This window comes from Allobosea sp. P2_B12, from assembly GCF_056404835.1.
Genome location: NZ_JBFUDG010000009.1, coordinates 78,198 through 98,778 on the forward strand (window position 1 = coordinate 78,198; position 20,581 = coordinate 98,778).

The 20,581-nt window shown below is 66.9% G+C and carries 14 protein-coding genes; 8 read left to right on the top strand and 6 right to left on the bottom strand.

Translation table 11 applies throughout. The annotated features are described in order from the left end of the window. The first annotated feature begins 197 nt into the window (after positions 1-197). Positions 198-671 (top strand): Hsp20 family protein, encoded by a 474-nt coding sequence (locus AC1DYU_RS19950; RefSeq protein WP_476793133.1) that lies wholly within the window; start codon positions 198-200, stop codon positions 669-671. 217 nt (positions 672-888) lie between these two features. On the opposite strand, the gene AC1DYU_RS19955 is transcribed toward AC1DYU_RS19950, so the two are convergent. After that, positions 889-1,821, bottom strand: a complete 933-nt coding sequence (locus AC1DYU_RS19955; RefSeq protein ID WP_476793134.1) for a hypothetical protein — start codon at positions 1,819-1,821, stop codon at positions 889-891. Between the two features lie 87 nt (positions 1,822-1,908). Further along, on the bottom strand, positions 1,909-2,973 hold the full coding sequence (locus tag AC1DYU_RS19960) for a threonine aldolase family protein (RefSeq protein ID WP_476793135.1): 1,065 nt from the start codon (positions 2,971-2,973) through the stop codon (positions 1,909-1,911). 722 nt (positions 2,974-3,695) lie between these two features. Between AC1DYU_RS19960 and gltB the strand changes: the two genes are divergently transcribed. Then, a complete protein-coding gene (gene gltB, locus AC1DYU_RS19965) occupies positions 3,696-8,315 on the top strand; it encodes a glutamate synthase large subunit (protein ID WP_476793215.1) in 4,620 nt (1,539 codons plus the stop codon). 113 nt (positions 8,316-8,428) lie between these two features. Next, complete coding sequence (locus tag AC1DYU_RS19970; RefSeq protein WP_476793136.1) at positions 8,429-9,853, top strand: glutamate synthase subunit beta; 1,425 nt, start codon at positions 8,429-8,431, stop codon at positions 9,851-9,853. Between the two features lie 189 nt (positions 9,854-10,042). On the opposite strand, the gene AC1DYU_RS19975 is transcribed toward AC1DYU_RS19970, so the two are convergent. Together AC1DYU_RS19975 and AC1DYU_RS19980 are read right to left on the bottom strand one after the other, a co-directional pair. Beyond that, entirely contained in the window at positions 10,043-11,266 is a 1,224-nt protein-coding gene (locus tag AC1DYU_RS19975) for an SGNH/GDSL hydrolase family protein (protein ID WP_476793137.1), read from the bottom strand. A gap of 65 nt (positions 11,267-11,331) precedes the next feature. Beyond that, complete coding sequence (locus tag AC1DYU_RS19980) at positions 11,332-12,576, bottom strand: lytic murein transglycosylase (protein WP_476793138.1); 1,245 nt, start codon at positions 12,574-12,576, stop codon at positions 11,332-11,334. Positions 12,577-12,951: 375 nt separating this feature from the next. Here AC1DYU_RS19980 and rnk point away from each other — a divergent pair, with 375 nt between their 5' ends. Next, on the top strand, positions 12,952-13,377 hold the full coding sequence (gene rnk, locus AC1DYU_RS19985; RefSeq protein WP_476793139.1) for a nucleoside diphosphate kinase regulator: 426 nt from the start codon (positions 12,952-12,954) through the stop codon (positions 13,375-13,377). A gap of 11 nt (positions 13,378-13,388) precedes the next feature. Here the strand turns inward: rnk and galE are convergent, their stop codons facing one another. Further along, the gene (gene galE, locus AC1DYU_RS19990; protein ID WP_476793140.1) at positions 13,389-14,378 is read right to left on the bottom strand and encodes a UDP-glucose 4-epimerase GalE; all 990 of its coding nucleotides are present in this window, start codon (positions 14,376-14,378) and stop codon (positions 13,389-13,391) included. A 176-nt stretch (positions 14,379-14,554) separates the two neighbouring features. On the opposite strand from galE, the gene AC1DYU_RS19995 reads away from it, so the two are divergent. From AC1DYU_RS19995 to AC1DYU_RS20005, 3 genes are all read left to right on the top strand, one after another. Beyond that, positions 14,555-15,436, top strand: coding sequence for a UTP--glucose-1-phosphate uridylyltransferase (locus tag AC1DYU_RS19995; RefSeq protein WP_158484972.1), 882 nt, complete (start codon positions 14,555-14,557; stop codon positions 15,434-15,436). 28 nt (positions 15,437-15,464) lie between these two features. Further along, positions 15,465-16,346 (top strand): methyltransferase domain-containing protein, encoded by an 882-nt coding sequence (locus AC1DYU_RS20000; RefSeq protein WP_476793141.1) that lies wholly within the window; start codon positions 15,465-15,467, stop codon positions 16,344-16,346. A gap of 177 nt (positions 16,347-16,523) precedes the next feature. Further along, the gene (locus AC1DYU_RS20005) at positions 16,524-16,976 is read left to right on the top strand and encodes an acyl-CoA thioesterase (protein WP_476793142.1); all 453 of its coding nucleotides are present in this window, start codon (positions 16,524-16,526) and stop codon (positions 16,974-16,976) included. Here the strand turns inward: AC1DYU_RS20005 and AC1DYU_RS20010 are convergent. Continuing rightward, on the bottom strand, positions 16,951-18,180 hold the full coding sequence (locus AC1DYU_RS20010; protein WP_476793143.1) for a vWA domain-containing protein: 1,230 nt from the start codon (positions 18,178-18,180) through the stop codon (positions 16,951-16,953). The genes AC1DYU_RS20005 and AC1DYU_RS20010 overlap by 26 nt on opposite strands. 185 nt (positions 18,181-18,365) lie before the next feature. Between AC1DYU_RS20010 and purL the strand changes: the two genes are divergently transcribed. Then, positions 18,366-20,576, top strand: coding sequence for a phosphoribosylformylglycinamidine synthase subunit PurL (purL, locus tag AC1DYU_RS20015; RefSeq protein WP_476793144.1), 2,211 nt, complete (start codon positions 18,366-18,368; stop codon positions 20,574-20,576). Positions 20,577-20,581 lie beyond the last annotated feature (5 nt).

A 20,581-nucleotide genomic window follows, 5' to 3' on the forward strand; every position in this document is an offset into this window, starting at 1 on the left:
GGCCGCTGTCGAATCGGCGCGCCCACTGCGGGACGAACGGTCTCGGTTATGCCTGCCGCAACGGCCTCTTGAAAAGCCGAAAACACCTTCCCAATTCAATGCTGCGCAGGCCTCAAACCGGCTGCGCGAACCTGAACCAGGCCCGCGCTCATGCCGAGGCGGGCTGGACGAAAACGTCGCTTCCTTTGGAGGACATCATGCGTCACTTTGATCTTTCCCCGCTTTATCGTTCGACCGTCGGCTTCGACCGCCTGTTCTCGCTGCTTGACCAGGCGACCAGCGCCGACGCCGCGCCGACCTATCCGCCCTACAACATCGAGCGCACTGCCGAGAACGCCTACCGCATCACCATCGCGGTCGCGGGCTTCGGCGAGGGCGACCTTGCCATCGAGAGCAAGGAGAACGCGCTCACCGTGCGCGGCGAGAAGCAGGCCAACGACAATGGCGAGCAGCGCGAGGTCCTGCACCAGGGCATCGCGGCGCGCGCCTTCGAGCGTCGCTTCCAGCTTGCCGACTATGTGCAGGTGACCGGCGCCAGCCTCGAGAACGGACTGCTCCATATCGATCTCGTGCGCGAGATTCCCGAGGCCAAGAAGCCCCGCCAGATCGCGATCGGCGGCGGCAAGGCCAAGGTTCTCGAGGCCAAGGTCGAGACCGCCAAAGCTGCGTAAGCCTTCAGCAGTCCCTGTCTGAATAGGAAGGGTGCTTCCGGGAAACCGGAAGCACCCTTTTTCATGTTCTGTCGAAAGGCTCGGAACCACATCCGTCATCCCGGGCTTGCCCCGGGATCCATCCTGGAGCGCCGGAGCCCTCCGATGGATCCCGGAGCTGCGCGGCTTTGCCGCTTGTCCAGGATGACGCGGTATTTCCGAAAATTGCGCTATCGATTCAGTCCATCGGCGTGACCGGCACCTCGGGCGTTTCCGGCTTGGGCGTCGTGGGCGTCGCATCCTCCGTCTGGACCGGCGGGAGCTGCGCCGGGATGCCGGGCTGCTCGGTGCGGGCGAGCGGCGGCTCGCGCTCGGTCTTCTCGGTGCCACGCACGTCGCTGGGATTGACCAGCCGGGGTTTCTCGGCGCCCGTGGCGGGGTCGCTGGGGCCCGGTGTCGGCACGGCCGGCGTTGCGGGTGAGGGCGGCACCACGGTCGCGGGCGCGGTCGCGGCAGCCGGCGGTTTTTCGGCAGGCGGTGCGGGCTCGGCGCGCGGTGGTGCCGCCGGCGAGGGCAGGCTTTGTGTCGCAGGTGCGCTGGCTGCGGCCGGCGGCTTCTCCGTGGGTGGCGCAGGTTCGGCACGCGGCGGGGCGGCCGGTGCCGGCGGCACCACCGATGCCGGCGCATTCGCCTGGCCCGGCGGCTTCAGCGACGGGGGCCGTTCCGGCGGGCGCGGCAGGGTGCGCGGCTGGCGGACGTCGTCGCGGGGGGCGATGCCGGCGACGCGCGGAGCGCGGGGCGGCCCTTGCAGCACGATCTCGTCGAGCAGCTGGCCGCTATAGGGATCGACGATCAGTCGCACGCGGCTGCCGGACCGCGTCCGGCCGTCGATCACGTAAGCGGAGCCTGTCGCCGTCAACGCGGTGCGATCGACCTGGGCGAGGCCGAAATCGCGCGCCGCGATGCGACCAAGGGCGCGCGACGGAATCTGCGCGGGCGGTCGCGGTGCGGCGTAGCGATAGCTGTAGCCGAAACGCTGTTCGAGATAGGGCGCATCTTCCTCGTAGAGATAAGACTGGGCCGATGCGGCGCCGGCGGTGCCGGCCAATGCGCCGGCAACCGCCAGGCCCATCAACGCGGTACGTTTCGGCGCGGTCGAACGAAATGCCATGGGTCATCCCCTTTCAAGGACTGAAAGTCAGGCTTTCAGTCTTCGTTAGGGATTGCGGCATGCATGGGGCTGGAATTAGGACGGACGTCAGCCTTCTTGCGCGGCGAGCAGCGCGATCAGTCGGTCGACCTGTGCTTCCGGCGTCGCGAAGGACATCACGAAACGGCCGACGATCTCGCCCTCCGCAAGAGCGACGCCTGCCGGTAGCGCCCGGTCGGACCAGGTCAGGAAACCGACGCCGGCCGCCTTGAGCCGCTCCTGCAAGGAAGCCGACAAGATCGGAAACACTTCATTGGCCTGGCAGGGCCAGGCGAGGCGGGCCTGGCTGCTCGTTTCGATCGCGCTTGCCAGTTTCGCGGCCATGGCATTGGCGTGGCGGGCGAGGTCGAGCCAGTGGCCATTCGCCAGCAGCCCCTCGAACTGGGCGCCGATGAGGCGGCCCTTTGACAGCGTCTGGCCGGCGCGCTTGCGGCGCCATTTCATCTCGCCAGCCTTGGCGGGGTCGAAGAAGATCACGGCTTCCGCCGCCCAGGCGCCGTTCTTGGTGCCCCCGAAGGAGAGCACGTCGACGCCGGCCTTCCAGGTCATCTCGGCCGGGCTGCAGCCGAGCGTGACCAGCGCATTGGCGAAACGGGCACCGTCCATGTGGAGGGTCAGGCCGCGCGGCGTGGCGGCGGCCTTGAGCGCGCGGATCTCGTCGAGCGAATAGATCGTGCCGCATTCGGTCGCCTGGGTGATCGAGATCGCCTGCGGCTGGACCTGATGCAGGGCGCCCTGGCGGAAGCGGGTCAGCGTCTGCGTGACGAGATCCGGCGAGATCTTGTTGCTGGCGCCGGGCAGGCCGATCAGCTTGGCGCCGTCGCTGAAGAATTCCGGCGCGCCGCATTCGTCGTCGGCGACATGGCTTTCCTCATGGGTGAGCACCGCGCCCCAGGGGCGGGTGATGCTGGCGAGCGCGAGCGCGTTCGCCGCCGTGCCTGATGTCACGAGGAAGACCGCGACCTCGTGCTCGAAGATCTCGGCGAAGCGGCTTTCGGCCTTCTGCGTCCAGATGTCGGTGCCATAGGCGGAAGCCGGGCCGTCATTGGCGGCAATGATCGCGGCCATGACATACGGGCTCGCGCCCGCGGTATTGTCGCTGATGAAGTTCATGCCTTTGCGTTAGCGGCGTGGCGCCTGCCTGCCAAGCGCATGCGGGCCGGGCGGCCCTGCGCAAAATGCCCATCAAAACAAGAACCGTGCAGCCCGACTCCGCCTTTCGTGCCGGATATGTCTCGTGGGCGCGCGCGATCGAAATAAAATGTCGCGCGCCTGCGAAATCGCCCCTTGTGCGGAGATTAGAATTCTGGCAAGTTCATCGCGATAGGACAGTGTTGCTGTCCCATTTTCAACTGCGTCGATTGCGACCCTCAAGGGGTGGCTGTCGCGCCATCGCAACGGAGCGGATCGATGACGAAGGGCACGGCAAAACACGCCAAAGCCAATCGTACGTGCGCCGCCCGCAAAGCGGCGGCCTAGGACAGGCGCGACAGGGCGAAAGCCCCGGCGCCTGCGGAGGACGCGGGCGCCCCGAGACCAGCGCAAGCAAGCCTCCGACAGACGAACGGTCCGGCCATGTTGGCCCCATCCTTGCTGCCGGCTCCCAGGGGCCGCGCGCGAGCGGCGGCGGCCTGCTGCGGCGGAAGGTTTATATGGACTCAAAGGTGCCTCCCGGCGGAAGCTGGCGGGGCATTGGCAAGCAAGCGGTTTTGGGCAAGCGGGGTTTGACGATGAGCGAAACCAGCCAGTCGAGCGGTGCCAAGTTTGTGGCCGAGGCCGAATCTTGGAACGGCGTGGAGCCTTTCGAGCGCTTCCCGGAGGTCCGCGATCCGGCCATGCCGGTGCGCCAGGGTCTCTATGACCCGTCGATGGAGAAGGATTCCTGCGGCGTTGGCTTCATCGCCGACATGAAGAACCGCAAGAGCCACGCCATCGTCGAGCAGGGCCTGCAGATTCTGCGCAATATCGACCATCGTGGCGCGGTCGGCGCCGACCCCAAGCTCGGCGATGGCTGCGGCATCCTCACCCAGATCCCGCATCGCTTCTTCAGCGAGGAATGCGCCAGGCTCGGCATCGAACTGCCCGAAGTCGGCCATTATGCGATCGGCCAGTTCTTCATGCCGCAGGACGCCGCCGACCGGACGATCTGCGAGGACATCGTCGCGCAGACGGTGACCGAGGAGGGGCTGATCTTCCTCGGCTGGCGCGACGTGCCTGTCGATGGGTCGGATCTCGGCGAAGCCGTGAAGCAGAGCGAGCCGGTCCATCGCCAGCTCTTCGTCGGGCGCCCGGCGGAGATCGCCACGGAGGAGGATTTCGAGCGCAAGGTCTATGTCCTCAGGAAGTCGGTCTCCAACCAGGTCTACAAGCTCAAGGATCGGGCGACCGCGACCTATTACCCGGTCTCGATGTCGGCCCGCACCATCGTCTACAAGGGCATGGTGCTGGTCACCCAGCTCGGCAGCTATTTCAAGGATCTGACCGATCCGCGCTTCGAGAGCGCGCTCGCGCTCGTCCACCAGCGCTTCGCCACCAACACCTTCCCGTCCTGGCGGCTGGCGCATCCTTACCGGATGGTCGCCCATAACGGCGAGATCAACACGCTGCGCGGCAACGTCAACTGGATGGCGGCGCGGCAGGCCTCGGTCGATTCCGAGCTGTTCGGACCCGACATCTCCAAGCTCTGGCCGATTTCCTATGAGGGCCAGTCCGACACCGCCTGCTTCGACAACGCGCTCGAATTCCTGGTGCAGGGCGGCTATTCGCTGGCCCATGCCATGATGATGCTCGTGCCGGAAGCGTGGAACGGCAACCCGCTGATGAACGAGGAGCGGCGCGCCTTCTACGAATACCACGCCGCGCTGATGGAGCCCTGGGACGGGCCGGCCGCCATCGCCTTCACCGACGGCAAGCAGATCGGCGCCACGCTCGATCGCAACGGCCTGCGGCCGGCGCGCTATCTCGTCACCGATGACGGGCTCGTGGTGCTGGCTTCGGAATTCGGCGTGCTGCCGATCCCAGAGGAGAAGATCATCGAGAAGTGGCGTCTGCAGCCGGGCAAGATGCTGCTGATCGACCTCGAACAGGGCCGCATCATCGGCGACGACGAGATCAAGACGACGCTCTGCCTCGCCAACCCCTACAAGGACTGGCTGAAGCGCACCCAGATCGTGCTCGAGGACCTGCCGCCGGTCGAGGCGCGGGCCTCGCGCACTGACGTGCCGCTGCTCGATCGCCAGCAGGCCTTCGGCTATACGCAGGAGGATGTCCGCCTGCTGATGGCGCCGATGGCGGTGACCGGCCAGGAAGCGGTCGGCTCGATGGGCACCGACACGCCGATCTCGGCGCTCTCGTTCAAGTCGAAGCTGCTCTACACCTATTTCAAGCAGAACTTCGCGCAGGTGACGAACCCGCCGATCGACCCGATCCGCGAGGAGCTGGTGATGAGCCTGCTCTCCTTCATCGGGCCGCGGCCGAACATCCTCGATCTGGAGGGCACCTCGCGTCGCAAGCGGCTCGAGGTCCGCACGCCGATCCTGACCAATGACGATCTCGAGAAGATCCGCTGCATCGGCCATTACGAGGACCGCTTCGACACCAAGACGATCGACTTCACCTATCCGGCGCGCGATGGCGCTGTCGGCATGGTGGCAGCGGTGGAGCGGCTCTGCGAGCGCTCGGAGGCGGCGGTCCATGGCGGCTACAACATCATCATCCTGTCCGACCGGCAGGTCGGGGCCGATCGCATCCCGATCCCGGCGCTGTTGGCGACGGCGGCGGTGCATCATCACCTGATCCGCAAGGGCCTGCGCACCTCGGTTGGTCTCGTCGTCGAATCCGGCGAGCCGCGCGAGATCCATCATTTCTGCTGTCTCGCCGGCTATGGCGCGGAAGCGATCAACCCCTACCTCGCCTTCGACACGCTGCTCGATCAACATGCGCAGGGTGCGTTCCCGACCGAGGTCGACGCCTATGAGGTGGTGAAGCGCTACATCAAGTCGGTCGGCAAGGGCGTGCTCAAGGTCATGTCCAAGATGGGCATCTCGACCTATCAATCCTATTGCGGCGCGCAGATCTTCGACGCGGTGGGTTTGAAGAGCGACTTCGTCGAGCGTTACTTCTTCGGCACGGGGACCGCGATCGAGGGCGTCGGCCTCGACGAGATCGCGCAGGAGAGCGTCAGCCGCCACCGCGACGCCTTCGGTGATGCGCCGATCTACCGCAACAGCCTCGATATCGGCGGCGAGTACATGTACCGCATCCGCGGCGAGGACCACGTCTGGCAGCCCGACGTCGTCGCCTCGCTGCAGCATGCGGTCCGGCTGAACGCACAGGATCGCTATGAGGACTTCGCCCGTCAGGTGAATGACGAGGAGCAGCGGCTGACCACCATCCGCGGCCTCTTCAAGCTCAGGCAGGCGAGCGAGGACGGGCGCCAGCCCGTGCCGCTGGAGAGCGTCGAGCCGGCTTCGGAGATCGTGAAGCGCTTCGCCACCGGGGCGATGTCCTTCGGCTCGATCTCGCGCGAGGCGCATGAGACGATGGCCATCGCGATGAACCAGATCGGCGGCAAGTCCAACACCGGCGAGGGGGGCGAAGAAGCGATCCGCTTCAAGCCGATGGCGGACGGGCGCTCGAAGCGCTCGGCGATCAAGCAGGTCGCGTCGGGCCGCTTCGGCGTCACGGCGGAGTATCTCGCCAATGCCGACGTCATGCAGATCAAGGTCGCGCAGGGCGCCAAGCCGGGCGAGGGCGGGCAGCTTCCGGGCCACAAGGTCGACGCCAAGATCGCCAAGGTCCGGCACTCGACGCCGGGCGTCGGGCTGATCTCGCCGCCGCCGCATCACGACATCTATTCGATCGAGGATCTGGCGCAGCTGATCTTCGATTTGAAGAACGTCAATCCGGCGGCCGATGTCTCGGTCAAGCTGGTCTCGGAGATCGGGGTCGGCACGGTCGCGGCCGGCGTCGCCAAGTCGCGCGCCGACCACATCACCATCTCGGGCTTCGAGGGCGGCACGGGCGCAAGCCCGCTGACCTCGCTGAAGCATGCAGGCTCCCCCTGGGAGATCGGGCTCGCCGAGACGCAGCAGACGCTGGTGCTGAACAAGCTGCGCGGGCGGGTCGCCCTGCAGGTCGATGGCGGGCTTCGCACCGGCCGCGACGTGGTGATCGGCGCGCTGCTGGGGGCCGACGAGTTCGGCTTCTCGACCGCGCCGCTGATCGCGGCGGGCTGCATCATGATGCGCAAGTGCCATCTCAACACCTGCCCGGTCGGCGTCGCGACGCAGGACCCGGTGCTACGCAAGCGCTTCAAGGGCCTGCCCGAGCACGTCGTCAACTACTTCTTCTTCGTCGCCGAGGACGTCCGCAAGATCATGGCGCAGATGGGCTTCACCCATCTCGACGAGATCGTCGGCCGCTCCGACCTGCTCGACAAGCGCGAGGCGATCGACCACTGGAAGGCCAAGGGCCTCGATTTCACCCGGCTGTTCCACAAGGTCGACATGCCCGGCGTCGCGATCCGCCATGTCGAATTGCAGAAGCACCCGATCGACGATGTCCTCGACCGCAAGCTGATCGAAGGCGCCAGGGATGCCGTCGAGACCGGCACCCCGGTCGTGCTCGAACACCCGATCTGCAATGTCGACCGCAGCGTCGGCGCGATGCTGTCTGGCGTCGTGGCGAAGAAGTACGGTCATGCCGGCCTGCCCGACGACACCATCACGGTGAAGCTCAAGGGCACCTCAGGCCAGAGCTTTGCGGCGTTCCTGGCGGCTGGCGTCACCGTCGAACTGACCGGGCAGGCCAACGACTATGTCGGCAAGGGGCTGTCGGGCGGCAAGCTGATCGTCAAGCCGGACCCGGCCTCGAAGGCCGTGCCGGAACGCTCGATCATCGTCGGCAACACGGTGCTTTATGGTGCGATAGCGGGCGAGGCGTATTTCCGCGGCGTCGCCGGCGAGCGCTTCGCGGTGCGCAATTCCGGCGCCATCGCGGTGGTCGAGGGCACGGGCGACCATGGCTGCGAGTACATGACCGGCGGCGTCGTCGCCGTGATCGGGCCGACCGGGCGTAACTTCGCGGCCGGCATGTCGGGCGGCATCGCCTATGTTCTCGACGAGGACAAGAGCTTCAAGGCGCGCTGCAACCTCTCCATGGTCGATCTCGAGCCGGTCGAGGAGGAAGAGGACCTGATGGAGCGGCTGCACCATCATGGCGGCGATCTCGAGCATAAGGGCCGCATCGACATGGCCGACATGTCGGGCCATGACGAGGAGCGCCTGATGCAGATGCTGACGAACCATGCCGACTACACCGGTTCGGAGACGGCGCGTCGCATCCTCGACAACTGGGCCGAATACCGCACCAAATTCGTCAAGGTGATGCCGGTGGAATACCGCCGGGCGCTGCGCGAGATGGAACAGGCGCGCACATTGCAGGCGGCCGAATAGGACGGGACGTCAGCTCCGGTCGGCGCGTTCGATCCGGAACCTCATCAGGACAGGCGCCCCGGCCGAGCGGGGATGCCCGGCGCTAAGCCGGGCAGGACGGCGAGAGACACGACATGGGCAAGGTCACGGGCTTCCTCGAATACGACCGGCAGGAGCAGAAGTATCAGCTCGCCGGCGACCGCATCCGGCATTTCCGGGAGTTCACGCTCCCGCTGGAGGAGCGCGACATCAAGAAGCAGGCGGCGCGCTGCATGGATTGCGGCATCCCGTTCTGCCATGGCCCGACCGGCTGCCCGGTCCATAACCAGATCCCAGACTGGAACGAGCTGGTCTTCTCCGGCGGCTGGCAGGACGCGCTGAGCAACCTTCACTCGACCAACAACTTCCCGGAGTTCACCGGCCGCATCTGCCCGGCTCCTTGCGAGGAAGCCTGCACGCTGAACCTCGAGAACATGCCCGTCACGATCAAGACGATCGAGCAGGCGATCGCCGACAAGGGCTGGCAGGAGGGCTGGATCATCCCCGAGCCCTCGGCGCTTCGCACCGGCAAGAGCATCGCCGTGGTCGGATCTGGCCCAGCCGGAATGGCGGCCGCGCAGCAACTCGCCCGCGTCGGCCATGACGTGCATCTCTACGAGCGCGAGGCGCGCGCCGGCGGCCTGCTGCGCTACGGCATTCCCGACTTCAAGATGGAAAAGAAGCACATCGACCGCCGCGTGAAGCAGATGGAGGCCGAGGGCGTCACCTTCCACTACAACGTCAATGTCGGCGTCACCGTGCCCTTCGCGACACTGACCGCCGAGCATGACGCCGTGTTGATGACCGGCGGGGCCGAGGCGCCGCGCGATCCCGGCCTGCCCGACACCAATCTGCAGGGCGTGCATTACGCGATGCCGTACCTGACCCAGCAGAACAAGCGCACCGGCGGCGAGGACGTCTCGAAGATCACGCCGATCCTGGCGGGCGGCAAGCATGTCGTCGTCATCGGCGGCGGCGACACGGCGTCTGACTGCGTCGGCACGGCGTTCCGGCAGGGCGCGCTGTCGGTGACGCAGCTCGACATCCGGCCGATGGCGCCGCAGCTCGAGGACAAGCTCACCGTCTGGCCGTACTGGCCGACGAAGTTCCGCACCTCGTCCTCGCAGGCCGAGGGCGCCGAGCGCGAGTTCCAGGCCGCGACGCTGGGGCTGGAGGGCCGCAACGGCCGCCTGACCGGGGTGAAATGCGTGCGCGTCGACGAGAAGCGCAAGCCGATCGCAGGGACCGAATTCGTCCTGCAGGCCGATCTCTGCTTCCTCGCCATCGGCTTTGCCGGCTCGCTGATCGAGGGCATGATCGCGCAGTCGGGCGTGGCCGTCGACAAGCGCGCCAACGTCATCGCCAACGAGACCGATTACCGCACCAGCGCCGACAACGTCTTCGTCGCCGGTGACATGCGGCGCGGCCAGTCGCTGGTCGTCTGGGCGATCCGCGAAGGTCGCCAGGCGGCGCATGCGATCGACAAGCATTTGATGGGCGAGACGATCCTGCCGGTGTGAGCGATCGGCCGCTGGTTGTAGAGCGCGGGGAACCCTTCTCCCGGATGGGAGAAGGGCAGGGATGAGGGCCCGCCGCTGCTTAATGAAATGAGACGGAGCCGTTGCTACTTCTTACTGCAACGGCAGGCCCTCATCCGGCGCTCCGCGCCACCTTCTCCCATCCGGGAGAAGGGAAGAGGCGTCGAGCCTTCACCGCGGCCAGCGATAGTCGTCCATGCGTCCGGGCTTCGGCTCCGGCATGATGCCCTCGCCGAAGATGCGGTCGAGCTGGGTTGCGACCTCGCCGCGGCCCCTGGCATCGGGGATCGAGACCAGCAGCGCCTGCTCGCCCTGCGCAGCGCCGCCGGTGAGCGGCAGGATCGGCCCTGCCAGCGGCTTGGCCTGGAGTGCAGCCGGCAGGCTGATCGTGGGCAGGCCGCTGACCATCCGATCGATCAACCGCTCGACACCGCCCGGCTGCAGTTCCGGGTTGCTCGGCGCGCCGGTGTCGGGCGAAACCGGCAGCGCGATCACGCTGCCCTGTGCGCCCGGCTCGAACATCCGGCGCACCAGCAGATCGACGAAATGGCCCGCCTTGCGGGCACCGACCGAGGTGAAATGGATGCCGTCGCCGAGACGCAGCCGGGCGGTCTGGCCGGAGACGTCGGGGCCCATCGCCGTGTAACGGTTCTCTGAATCGACGAAGGCACCCCAGAGATCGACATATTGCCCGCCCGCGCGCTCGACCTGCTGGCGGTACAGCTCGTTGAAGGTGACGAAATCGGCCGAGAGCCTGGCATTCTGCACCGGCGGTGCCCCGACCCAGATCAGCGGGATGCGCTTAGCCGCGAAGAGTTGGGCCACGGCCGCGATGCGCTCGCGATAGAGTTCGAGCCAGCGCGGGCTCAGCGGCTCATGGACGGTCTCGCCCTCGCGGATCGCCTGCCGGTCGTTCAGGCCGATCATCATGACGCCGAGGCTGATCTTCTGGTCGCCCGCCAACAGATCGGCCGCGGCCTTGGGCCAGTCGTAGAAATCGCTGCGGACGAGGCCGGAATCCGGCTTGGCCCTCTGCAGCACGGCGAGGTCGGGCCGGTCTTCCAGCGCCTCCTCGAGGCCGCCGGCGAGCAGATGGGCGAGCGAATCCCCCATCACCAGCAGATGATGGGCGACATCGACCTTGGGGATGACGGGATCGTCCCGAACCACGACCGGCGCCACGGGGCGGCGGCGCACGACGGGCGCGACGCGCTGGCGCTGCGGCTGGGCGACGGGCGGCGGCGCGGGCTGCTGCCAGAAGAACTGGAAGAAGCCGCGCTGGGGTTGCGGCTGGGGCTGCTGCTGACGCGCCTGCTGGGCGAGCGTCGTCGGCCCTCCGGTCAGGATCAGCAGGCCGGCGGCGGCGAACAGCATGAGGAGGGAGCGCAAACGCATCGGGCTCTCGATCCCGCGCCGGCGAGCGGCTTTCACAGCCTATATAGTGCGAAACCGCGCTAGCGTCAGCTTCCGGCGCGCATCTTCGCCAACAGGGCAGGGGTCGGCCAGCCATCGGCGATCTCGCCGTTGCGAAGCTGGTATTGCCTGACGGCCTCGCGCGTGCCGGTGCCGATGCGGCCGTCGGCGTCGTGGTTATAAAGCCCGAGCGCCTTCAGCCGGCGCTGGACATCCTGCATGCCTGATTTGTCGAGGCGCGGCGCTTGGACCGGCCAGTCGGCCTGGATCGCCGGGCGCCCCATGATGCGGTCGCCGAGATGGCCGACAGCGAGCGCATAGGCGTCCGACGAGTTGTATTTCTTGATGACATCGAAATTCTCGGTCAGCAGCATCACCGGGCCGCGATGGCCGGCGGGGTAGAACAGCCTCGCCTCGCCGGACGAGGGCAGCGCGCGGCCGTCAGTGCGGCGCACACCGGCCGAGGCGAAGGAGGAGAAGCTCGCCTTGTAGAGCTTGTGGTCGAAGCCTTCGGGCAAGGTCACTTCGAGGCCCCAGGGCAGGCCCTGCACCCAGCCATAGCCCTTCAGGTAGTTGGCGGTGGAGGCGAGTGCGTCGGAGGTCGAGCTCCAGATGTCGGCATGGCCGTCGCCAGTGAAGTCGACGGCATATTTCCGGTAGCTCGACGGCATGAACTGGGTGTGGCCCATCGCCCCGGCCCAGGAGCCGCGCAGCTCGCGGCGCTCGACATGGCCTTCCTCGATCAGTTCGAGCGCGGTGAGGAGTTCGTCGCGGAAGAAGTCGCCGCGATAGCGCAGATGAGCCAAGGTCGCGAGCGAGCGGATGGTATCCTTGTCGCCCTTGAACGCGCCGTAATTGGTTTCCATGCCCCAGACGCCGAGCACGATTTCCTTCGGCACGCCGTAGCGCGCCTCGACCTGCGCCAGCACGCTGGCATTGTCGGCGGCAGCATCGCGGCCGCGCGGAATGCGCGTGCCGCCGACCGCGCTGTTAAGATAACCCCAGATCGGCGCGGTGAACTCGGACTGCTTTTTCGTCAGCGCGGCGATCCCGGGATCGGGCGTGACGCCTTTGAAGGCGGTGTCGAAAGTCGCGCGCGAGACGCCGCGTGCCTGGGCCAGAGGCCAGAGGCGCTGCAGAAACCCGTCGAAGGAGGCGTTGGCCGGCGCCGTGTTCGTGGCCGGCTTGGCATCTCGGGCTTTTGCAGCTGAGGCGTTGATCGACCCCGTAGTCTGCGCGAACGCCGGCGCGAGGCTGATCAGGGCCGTGGCGGCGATGACGGACAGGCGCATGGGGGCACTCGGACTGGCTGGAAAGATGGGTCGCTCCAAAGCGCCTGAACAAGATTAACCAAAGGTTAAGCGCGGCGGCAATGCCGTCCATGCGACACGCGCTGCTGCGGCCCGATTTGACAAAGCGCGGCGCTTGGCCGAGCCTTGCCGACATGAACAGCCATCTCCGGTTCTGCTGCGGTCTGCACCGCTCGGGCAATCTCATCGCGGGCCATTAGCCCCGCGCCCGCCGCGCAGCGCGCTCCGGGTTCGGGGCCAATGCCGCGCCATTTGGCGCCTCCATCCTTCACCACCTTATCGTTTCGGACAGTCGGGAGACGGCGCGGTCGATTTGACCCCGCGGCCGGCTGCCGTTCCCTTTCTCAGGAATACGTCATGACCATTTCTTCGAAGCGCCCGTCGCGGCCCGCTATCGTGCTCACCGCCGGCGACCATCTCCTTTTGAGCCGCACCGTCGCCGGTGCCGGCGAAGGTCTGGCCGATCTCGCGGCCGAACTGGCCCGTGAGCTCGATCGCGCCCGTATCCTGCCGGATGGCCGCAGCTCGGCCGATCATGTCCGCATCGGTAGCGGCGTCACCTTCCGCGACGAGGCTTCCGGCAAGGAATCGACGATCACTCTGGTCGCGCCGCAGCATGCCGATGTCGATGCTGGCAGGATCTCGGTGATGACGCCGGTCGGCGTGGCGCTGATCGGCATGGCGGCCGGGAAGTCGATCGACTGGACGACGCGTTCCGGCGACCGCCGCCGTCTGACCGTGACGGAGGTCAGGGACCCGGCCGAACTGGCGATGGCAAGCTGAGCGCGCCTGCGTCAGATCGCGTTGCGCGTCTTCAGCTTCTCCTCCCAGTCCAGCGCCTGGCGGACGATCTCCTCGAGGTCGTCATGTTCGGGCTGCCAGCCGAGTTCGTCGCGGATTCGATCGGCCCTGGCGATGAGCGAGGCCGGGTCGCCAGCGCGGCGGCCCGACAGCTTGACCGGGAAGTCGACGCCGGAGACCTGCTTGACCACGGCGACGACCTCGTTGACCGAATAGCCCCGGCCATAACCGCAGTTCAGCGTCAGGCTTTTTCCGCCTGCGCGCAGATGGTCGAGCGCGGAGAGATGGGCGCGGGCGAGGTCGGTGACATGGATGTAGTCGCGGATGCAGGTGCCGTCGGGGGTGGGGTAATCGGTGCCGAAGACCTCGAGCCCGGCGCGCTGGCCCAGCGCCGCCTGGCCCGCAACCTTGATCAGATGGGTGGCGTTCGGCGAGGACTGGCCGGAGCGGCCCCTGGGATCGGCGCCAGCAACGTTGAAATAGCGCAGCACGACGAAGCTCAACCCATGGGCGCGGGCGACGTCGGACAGCATCCACTCGCTCATCAGCTTGGAGCGGCCATAGGGGTTGATCGGGTTGAGCTCGATCTCCTCCGGCACCGGGCTGATCGCGGGTTCGCCATAGACCGCCGCGGTCGAGGAGAAGATGATTCGCTGGACGCCGCCGCGCACGGCGCTTTCCAGAAGGCTGCGCGTCTTCACGGTATTGTTGAGATAATAACCGAGAGGGTCGGAGACGGATTCCGGAACCACGATTTTGGCGGCGAAATGGGCGATCTCGGTGATGCCATGTTCGGCGATGACCCGCGCGACCAGCTCCTGGTCGGCGATGTCGCCCTGCACCAGAACGGCCTCTTTCGGCACGGCCCACCAGAAGCCGGTCGAGAGATTGTCGAGAACCACCACGCTCTCGCCACGGTCGAGCAGTTCAAGCACCATATGGCTGCCGATATAGCCCGCCCCACCAGAAACAAGTACAGCCATGATCGAATGTCCGCTCCGCGCTACCCCGAACCGCCCTTAAGCAAAAAGCGTTGACGGGTTCTCAAGCTCGTCCTGCTAATAGTACGTTGTGACCGGCTCCCGACAAGTCAGGGGCCGGACGCTTTCCACCCGCACCGCCGCAGGCAAGCCAGGCCAAGGCGCCAATTGGACCTTCCATGACGAAACGCATCCGCAAGGCCGTCTTCCCCGTCGCCGGTCTCGGCACCCGCTTCCTGCCCGCCACCAAGGCGATCCCGAAGGAGATGCTGACCATCGTCGACCGGCCTGTCGTCCAGCATGTTGTCGACGAGGCGCGCGCGGCCGGCATCGAGCATTTCGTCTTCATCACCGGCCGCAACAAGGCGGTGATCGAGGATCATTTCGACCTCGCCTACGAACTCGACGACACGCTGCGCAAGCGCAACAAGACCAGGGAACTCGAGGCGCTGCTGGCCGACCTGCCGGCCGCAGGAGCCACCAGCTTCACCCGCCAGCAGGCGCCGCTCGGGCTCGGCCATGCCGTCTGGTGCGCGCGCGACATCATCGGCGACGACGAGCCCTTCGCCCTGCTGCTGCCTGACATGCTGCATCATACCCATGGCAGGGGCTGCCTCGCCGAGATGATCGATGCCTACAACAAGCATGGCGGCAACCATATCGCGGTGGCGCCGGTGCCTGAGGACCAGACCCATCAATACGGCATCGTCGGCGTCGAGAACCGCGATGCGAAGGTCTCGAAGGTGACCAAGATGGTCGAGAAGCCGGCCAAGGGCACCGCGCCGTCGAACCTGCACATCACCGGCCGCTACATCCTGCAGCCGACGATCTTCAACCTGCTCGCCAATCAGGAGCCGGGTGCCGGTGGCGAGATCCAGTTGACCGATTCGATGATCGCGCTGTCGCGGCTGGAGCCGTTCCATGCCGTGCGCTTCGACGGCGACATCTACGATACCGGCTCGAAGATCGGCTTCCTGACCGCCAACATCGCCTATGCGCTCGACCGCGGCGATCTCGGCCCGCAAATCCGGCAGGAGATCGAGCGGCTGCTGGAGCGCTGATGCCCGTCGCTGGGCGGGAATCGCGCGGGTGAGCGAAGGCAGCATCGTCTTCGACCGTGCGCTCGGCGCCCTGCGTCTGAGGCGGGCGCTCGCGGCAGGCTATCCCGATTTCCTGCTCCAGCGCGCGGTGCAGGATCTGGAGGAGCGGCTGGCCGCGGTGCTGCGGCGCTTCGCGGTGGCGGCCGATCTCGGCACGCCGCTACCGCTCGCAGGCCCCGTGCTGCTCGCCAAGGCCGATTCGCTGTTGCGCATGGCCGAGGTTCAGGGTGGGCCGGCCGATCTGGTCGGCGATCTCGAACAGCTGCCGCTGGCTTCCGGCGGCCTCGATCTCGCGGCTTCGCTGCTCGCCTTGCACGGCGTCAACGATCTGCCGGGCGCTCTGATCCAGATCCGCCGGAGCTTGCGGCCGGATGGGCTGTTCATCGGCTGCCTGCTCGGTGGCCGGACGCTGCAGGAGCTCAGGCAGGTGCTGCTGGAGGCCGAGGCCGAGACGGCGGGCGGCGTCAGCCCGCGCATCGCGCCCTTCGCCGATCTGCGCGATCTCGGTAGCTTGCTGCAGCGTGCCGGTTTTGCGCTGCCCGTTATCGACAGCGAGGTCGTGACGGTGCGCTATCGCGACATGTTCGGCCTGCTGCGCGATCTGCGCGCGATGGGCTGGGGCAATGCGCTCTCTGCACGCCGCCGGACCGGCATGCGGCGTGAAACGCTGCTGCGGGCGGCTGCGCTCTATGCCGAGCGCTTCGCCGATGCGGATGGGCGCCTGCGCGCGACCTTCGAGATCGTCTGGCTTTCGGGCTGGGCGCCGCATGAAAGCCAGCAGAAGCCGCTGCGGCCGGGTTCGGCCAAGGCAAGGCTGGCCGATGCGCTGGGCGTGCCGGAGATCGGCACCGGGGACATGGCGGGCGGATGAGCTGGGGGGAACTCGATTTCTCCTCAGCCCTCATCCTGAGGAGCCGCGAAGCGGCGTCTCGAAGGATGCTCCAGATGTCTCCGGAGCCTCCTGGAGTATCCTTCGAGACGCGATCTTCGATCGCTCCTCAGGATGAGGGCTTGAAATGGTGCCTATGTCCAATGCGGGGAACCCGTCGTGAGCGAGAAACAGGAGCGTCTGGGCCGCGACGCCTTCGGCCTGTTCCGGACGGTGCCGACGCGCTGGGCCGACAATGACGTCTACGGCCACGTCAACAATGTCGTCTATTATTCCTGGTTCGACACGGCGGTGAATGCCTGGCTGGTCGAGCGCGGCTTCCTCGACATCGCCGGGAGCGCGGTCGTCGGCCTCGTGGTCGAGACGAGCTGCAGCTATTTCGAGAGCCTTGCCTTTCCCGAACCCGTCGAGGTCGGCCTCGGCGTCGAGCGGCTGGGCAACAGCTCCGTGACCTACCGGATCGGCGTCTTCCGCGAAGGCGGCGCGCTGGCGGCGGCGCAGGGGCGCTTCACCCATGTCTATGTCGATCGCGCCACGCAGCGCCCGGTGCCGATCCCGACCGATCTGCGCGCGGCGCTCTCAGCCCTCACATCGTCAGGCGGATTTGGCTGATCTCGCGGGCGATCTGCTGGAAGATCGGGGTGAGCTGCGAGGCGTTGGTGACCTCGTAATACATGGCCGTCTCGCTGGCGCAGCCGCGCAGCAGGTTGCGGTTCCCGTCGATGACGCGGATCGAATAGATCCGGATGCCGGCCGCCTTGGCGCTCTTGCAGGCGGCCTCGGTGCGGTCGTCCATGGTCGATTGGCTGTCGCCGAAGCGGTTCTGGGTGTTGTCGCCATCGGTGAGCAGGACCATGTATTTGGTCAGCCGCGGCGTGTTGACCGGCACGGCTTCCGGCAGCGGCGCGATCGGGCTCAGGCTCGCTGCGCCCCAGGCGGCGCCGATCGTGACGTTTGTATATCCCACAGGCGTCATCGCGTTGATCGTGCCCGCCAGCGCGGTCCAGTCGCTGGTCAGCGGGCGGATCGGCGTCAGGGTGGACTGGGCGCAGAAGTCGGCCGGGTACAGAGTCGCGTTCTGGCCGATCACCGCGCCGGCATCGCTGACGTCATAGGGCTTGTCGCGATCGCTGATGCAGCCTTCCCAGGTCGCCGGGCTAATCGTTTTCTTGTTCGAGCCGCTGCCCTTGGTCAGGTCGAAGCGCAGCCAGGGCGCGACCTTGTAGGTGGTCGGCAGGCGCACCTGCGTGGCGAAGGGAACGACCGAAATCCGAATCTGATCGGTTTCGGTCGAGGCTTCCTTCATGATCTTGAGCAGGTCGAGCGAGGCCTTCTTCAGTTCGGTCAGCTTGTCGGACGACGCCATCGAGCCTGTGTTGTCGAGCACCAGAGCAAGTTCGACGCGGTTGGTGCCCCAGACCGACTGGGCGGTCGAGGAGACGGGAATCGTGTCGATGCCGATGACCTTGGCCAGGCTGGTCTCGACGGCGGTGGTCGCGGTGACGTCGACCGTGCGGGCGGTGCGGTTGATCGCGACGGTATAGGTGCCGAGCTTGGCGTCGGAATTGCCGGCGAGGTTGGCCCGGATCAGCGCTTCGGCACGGGTCTTGAGCTGGGCGTCCGTCAGCTTGGTCGCGTCACGGGCGACCATCAGCGCAGCCGAATCGACCGCCGCGTTCAAGGTGGCGCGGGCGGAGCTGGCGCGGGCATAGTCGACGCAGGCGCCGGCGATCCCGATCATCGGAATGGCGACGAAGCCGAACAGAACCGCGGTGGTGCCGGAGGCATCCTTCCTGAAACGGGACAAGAGCGACATCGATTGTTCCTCCATGGCACGGTCCGCCCCGTGTCATGGAAAACAGCGCAGATCGCGTGCCAGCAGGGCGGCGCAGCGCCGGAATGCGTTGTCTCCTGCGGTCAGGCGCGCTATGCCCCGCGCAACCGAAGACGTGCGGCGATCGAAGATCTGCCGCGCCGCCAGAACGCCAGGGACCGTCGCCTGTGATTCCCAACGACATCAAGATCACGCCGCAGCTCGTGGCCGAACATGGCCTGAAGCCCGACGAGTATCAGCGCTTCCTGCATCTGATCGGGCGCGAGCCCTCGATCACGGAGCTCGGCATCGTCTCGGCGATGTGGAACGAGCACTGCTCGTACAAATCCTCGAAGATCCATCTCAAGACCCTGCCGACCAAGGCGCCCTGGGTGATCCAGGGGCCGGGCGAGAATGCCGGCGTGATCGACATCGGCGACGGTTTGGCGATCGTCTTCAAGATGGAGAGCCACAACCACCCGTCCTTCATCGAGCCCTATCAGGGCGCGACGACGGGCGTCGGCGGCATCCTGCGCGACGTCTTCACCATGGGCGCGCGGCCGATCGCGGTGCTCGACGCGCTGCGCTTCGGCTCGCCGGACCATCCGAAGACGCGCCATCTGGTTTCGGGCGTCGTGGCCGGCGTCGGCGGCTACGGCAATTCCTTCGGCGTGCCCAATGTCGGCGGCCTGACCGGCTTCCACACCCGCTATGATGGCAACAACCTCGTCAACGCCATGGCGGTCGGCATCGCCAAGGCCGACGAGATCTTCTACGCCAAGGCCTCGGGCGTCGGGAAAGCGATCGTCTATCTCGGTTCCAAGACCGGCCGCGACGGCATCCATGGCGCGACCATGGCCTCGGCCGCTTTCAGCGAGGGCGCCGAGGAGAAGCGCCCGACCGTGCAGGTCGGCGACCCCTTCGCCGAGAAGCTCCTCCTCGAAGCCTGCCTCGAGATCATGGCGGCCGGCCATGTCGACGCGATCCAGGACATGGGCGCCGCCGGCCTGACCTGCTCGGCCGTCGAGATGGGGGCCAAGGGCGATCTTGGTGTCGAGCTCAACCTGGATGCCGTGCCCTGCCGCGAGGACGGCATGAGCGCCTATGAAATGATGCTGTCGGAGAGCCAGGAGCGCATGCTCATGGTGATCAAGCCGGGCCATGAGGAGCCGGCCGAGGCGATCTTCAAGAAGTGGGGCCTGGATTTCGCCGTCGTCGGCTACACCACCGACAATCTGCGCTTCGTCGTGAAGCACCAGGGCGAGACCATGGCCGACCTGCCGATCAAGGAGCTCGGCGACGAGGCTCCCGAATATGACCGGCCCTGGATCGAGACGCCGCTCCAGCAGCGCATCGCGCCCGAGAGCGTCGAGGCGCCGCTGAGCAACGCGCAGGCGCTGCTCAAGCTGATCGGCTCTCCCGATCTGTGCTCGAAGCGTTGGGTCTTCGAGCAGTACGACACGCTGATCCTCGGCAATTCCGTGGTGACGCCCGGCGGCGATGCCGGCCTGATCCGGATCGAGGACGGACCCAAGGGTCTCGCGATGACCGCCGACGTCAATCCACGCTATTGCGAGGCCGACCCGTTCGAGGGCGGCAAGCAGGCTGTGGCGGAAGCCTGGCGGAATCTCACCGCGACCGGCGCGACGCCGCTCGCCGTCACTGACAACCTCAATTTCGGCAATCCCGAGCGGCCCGAGGTGATGGGCCAGCTGGTCGGCTGCATCCGCGGCATCGGCGAGGCCTGCCGGGCGCTCGATTTCCCCGTCGTCTCCGGCAATGTCTCGCTTTACAACGAGACCAACGGCGTCTCGATCCTGCCGACGCCCACCATCGGCGGCGTCGGCGTGCTGGCCGATGTGACCAGGCATGCGACGATCGCCTTCAAGGCCGAAGGCGAGGCGATCATCCTGATCGGCGCGACGCAGGGCTGGCTCGGCCAGTCGTCCTATCTCGCGACGATCTGCGGCCGCGAGGAGGGCGCCCCGCCGCCGGTCGATCTCGCCGTCGAGCGTAGCAACGGCGATGTCATCCGCAACCTGATCACGGCGCAGCGCGTCACCGCCTGCCACGACCTGTCCGATGGCGGGCTCGCTGTCGCGCTGGCCGAGATGGCGATGGCAAGCGGCATCGGCGCGATGATCGATGCACTGCCTGTGGGGCCGGCCCATGCCGTGCTCTTCGGCGAAGATCAGGCGCGCTATCTCGTGACGGTGCCGGCGGCTTCTGTCGAAGCTATCCTGTCCGAGGCGAAGGCTGCTGGCGTTCCCGCTCTGGCGCTTGGCCGGACCGGCGGCAACGCGCTTGCCCTGCCGGGTGAGGCGGCGGTCGCCATCGCCGATCTCAAGGCCGCCCATGAAGCCTGGCTGCCGGCCTATATGGCCGGCAAGGCCGCCTGAGGAGA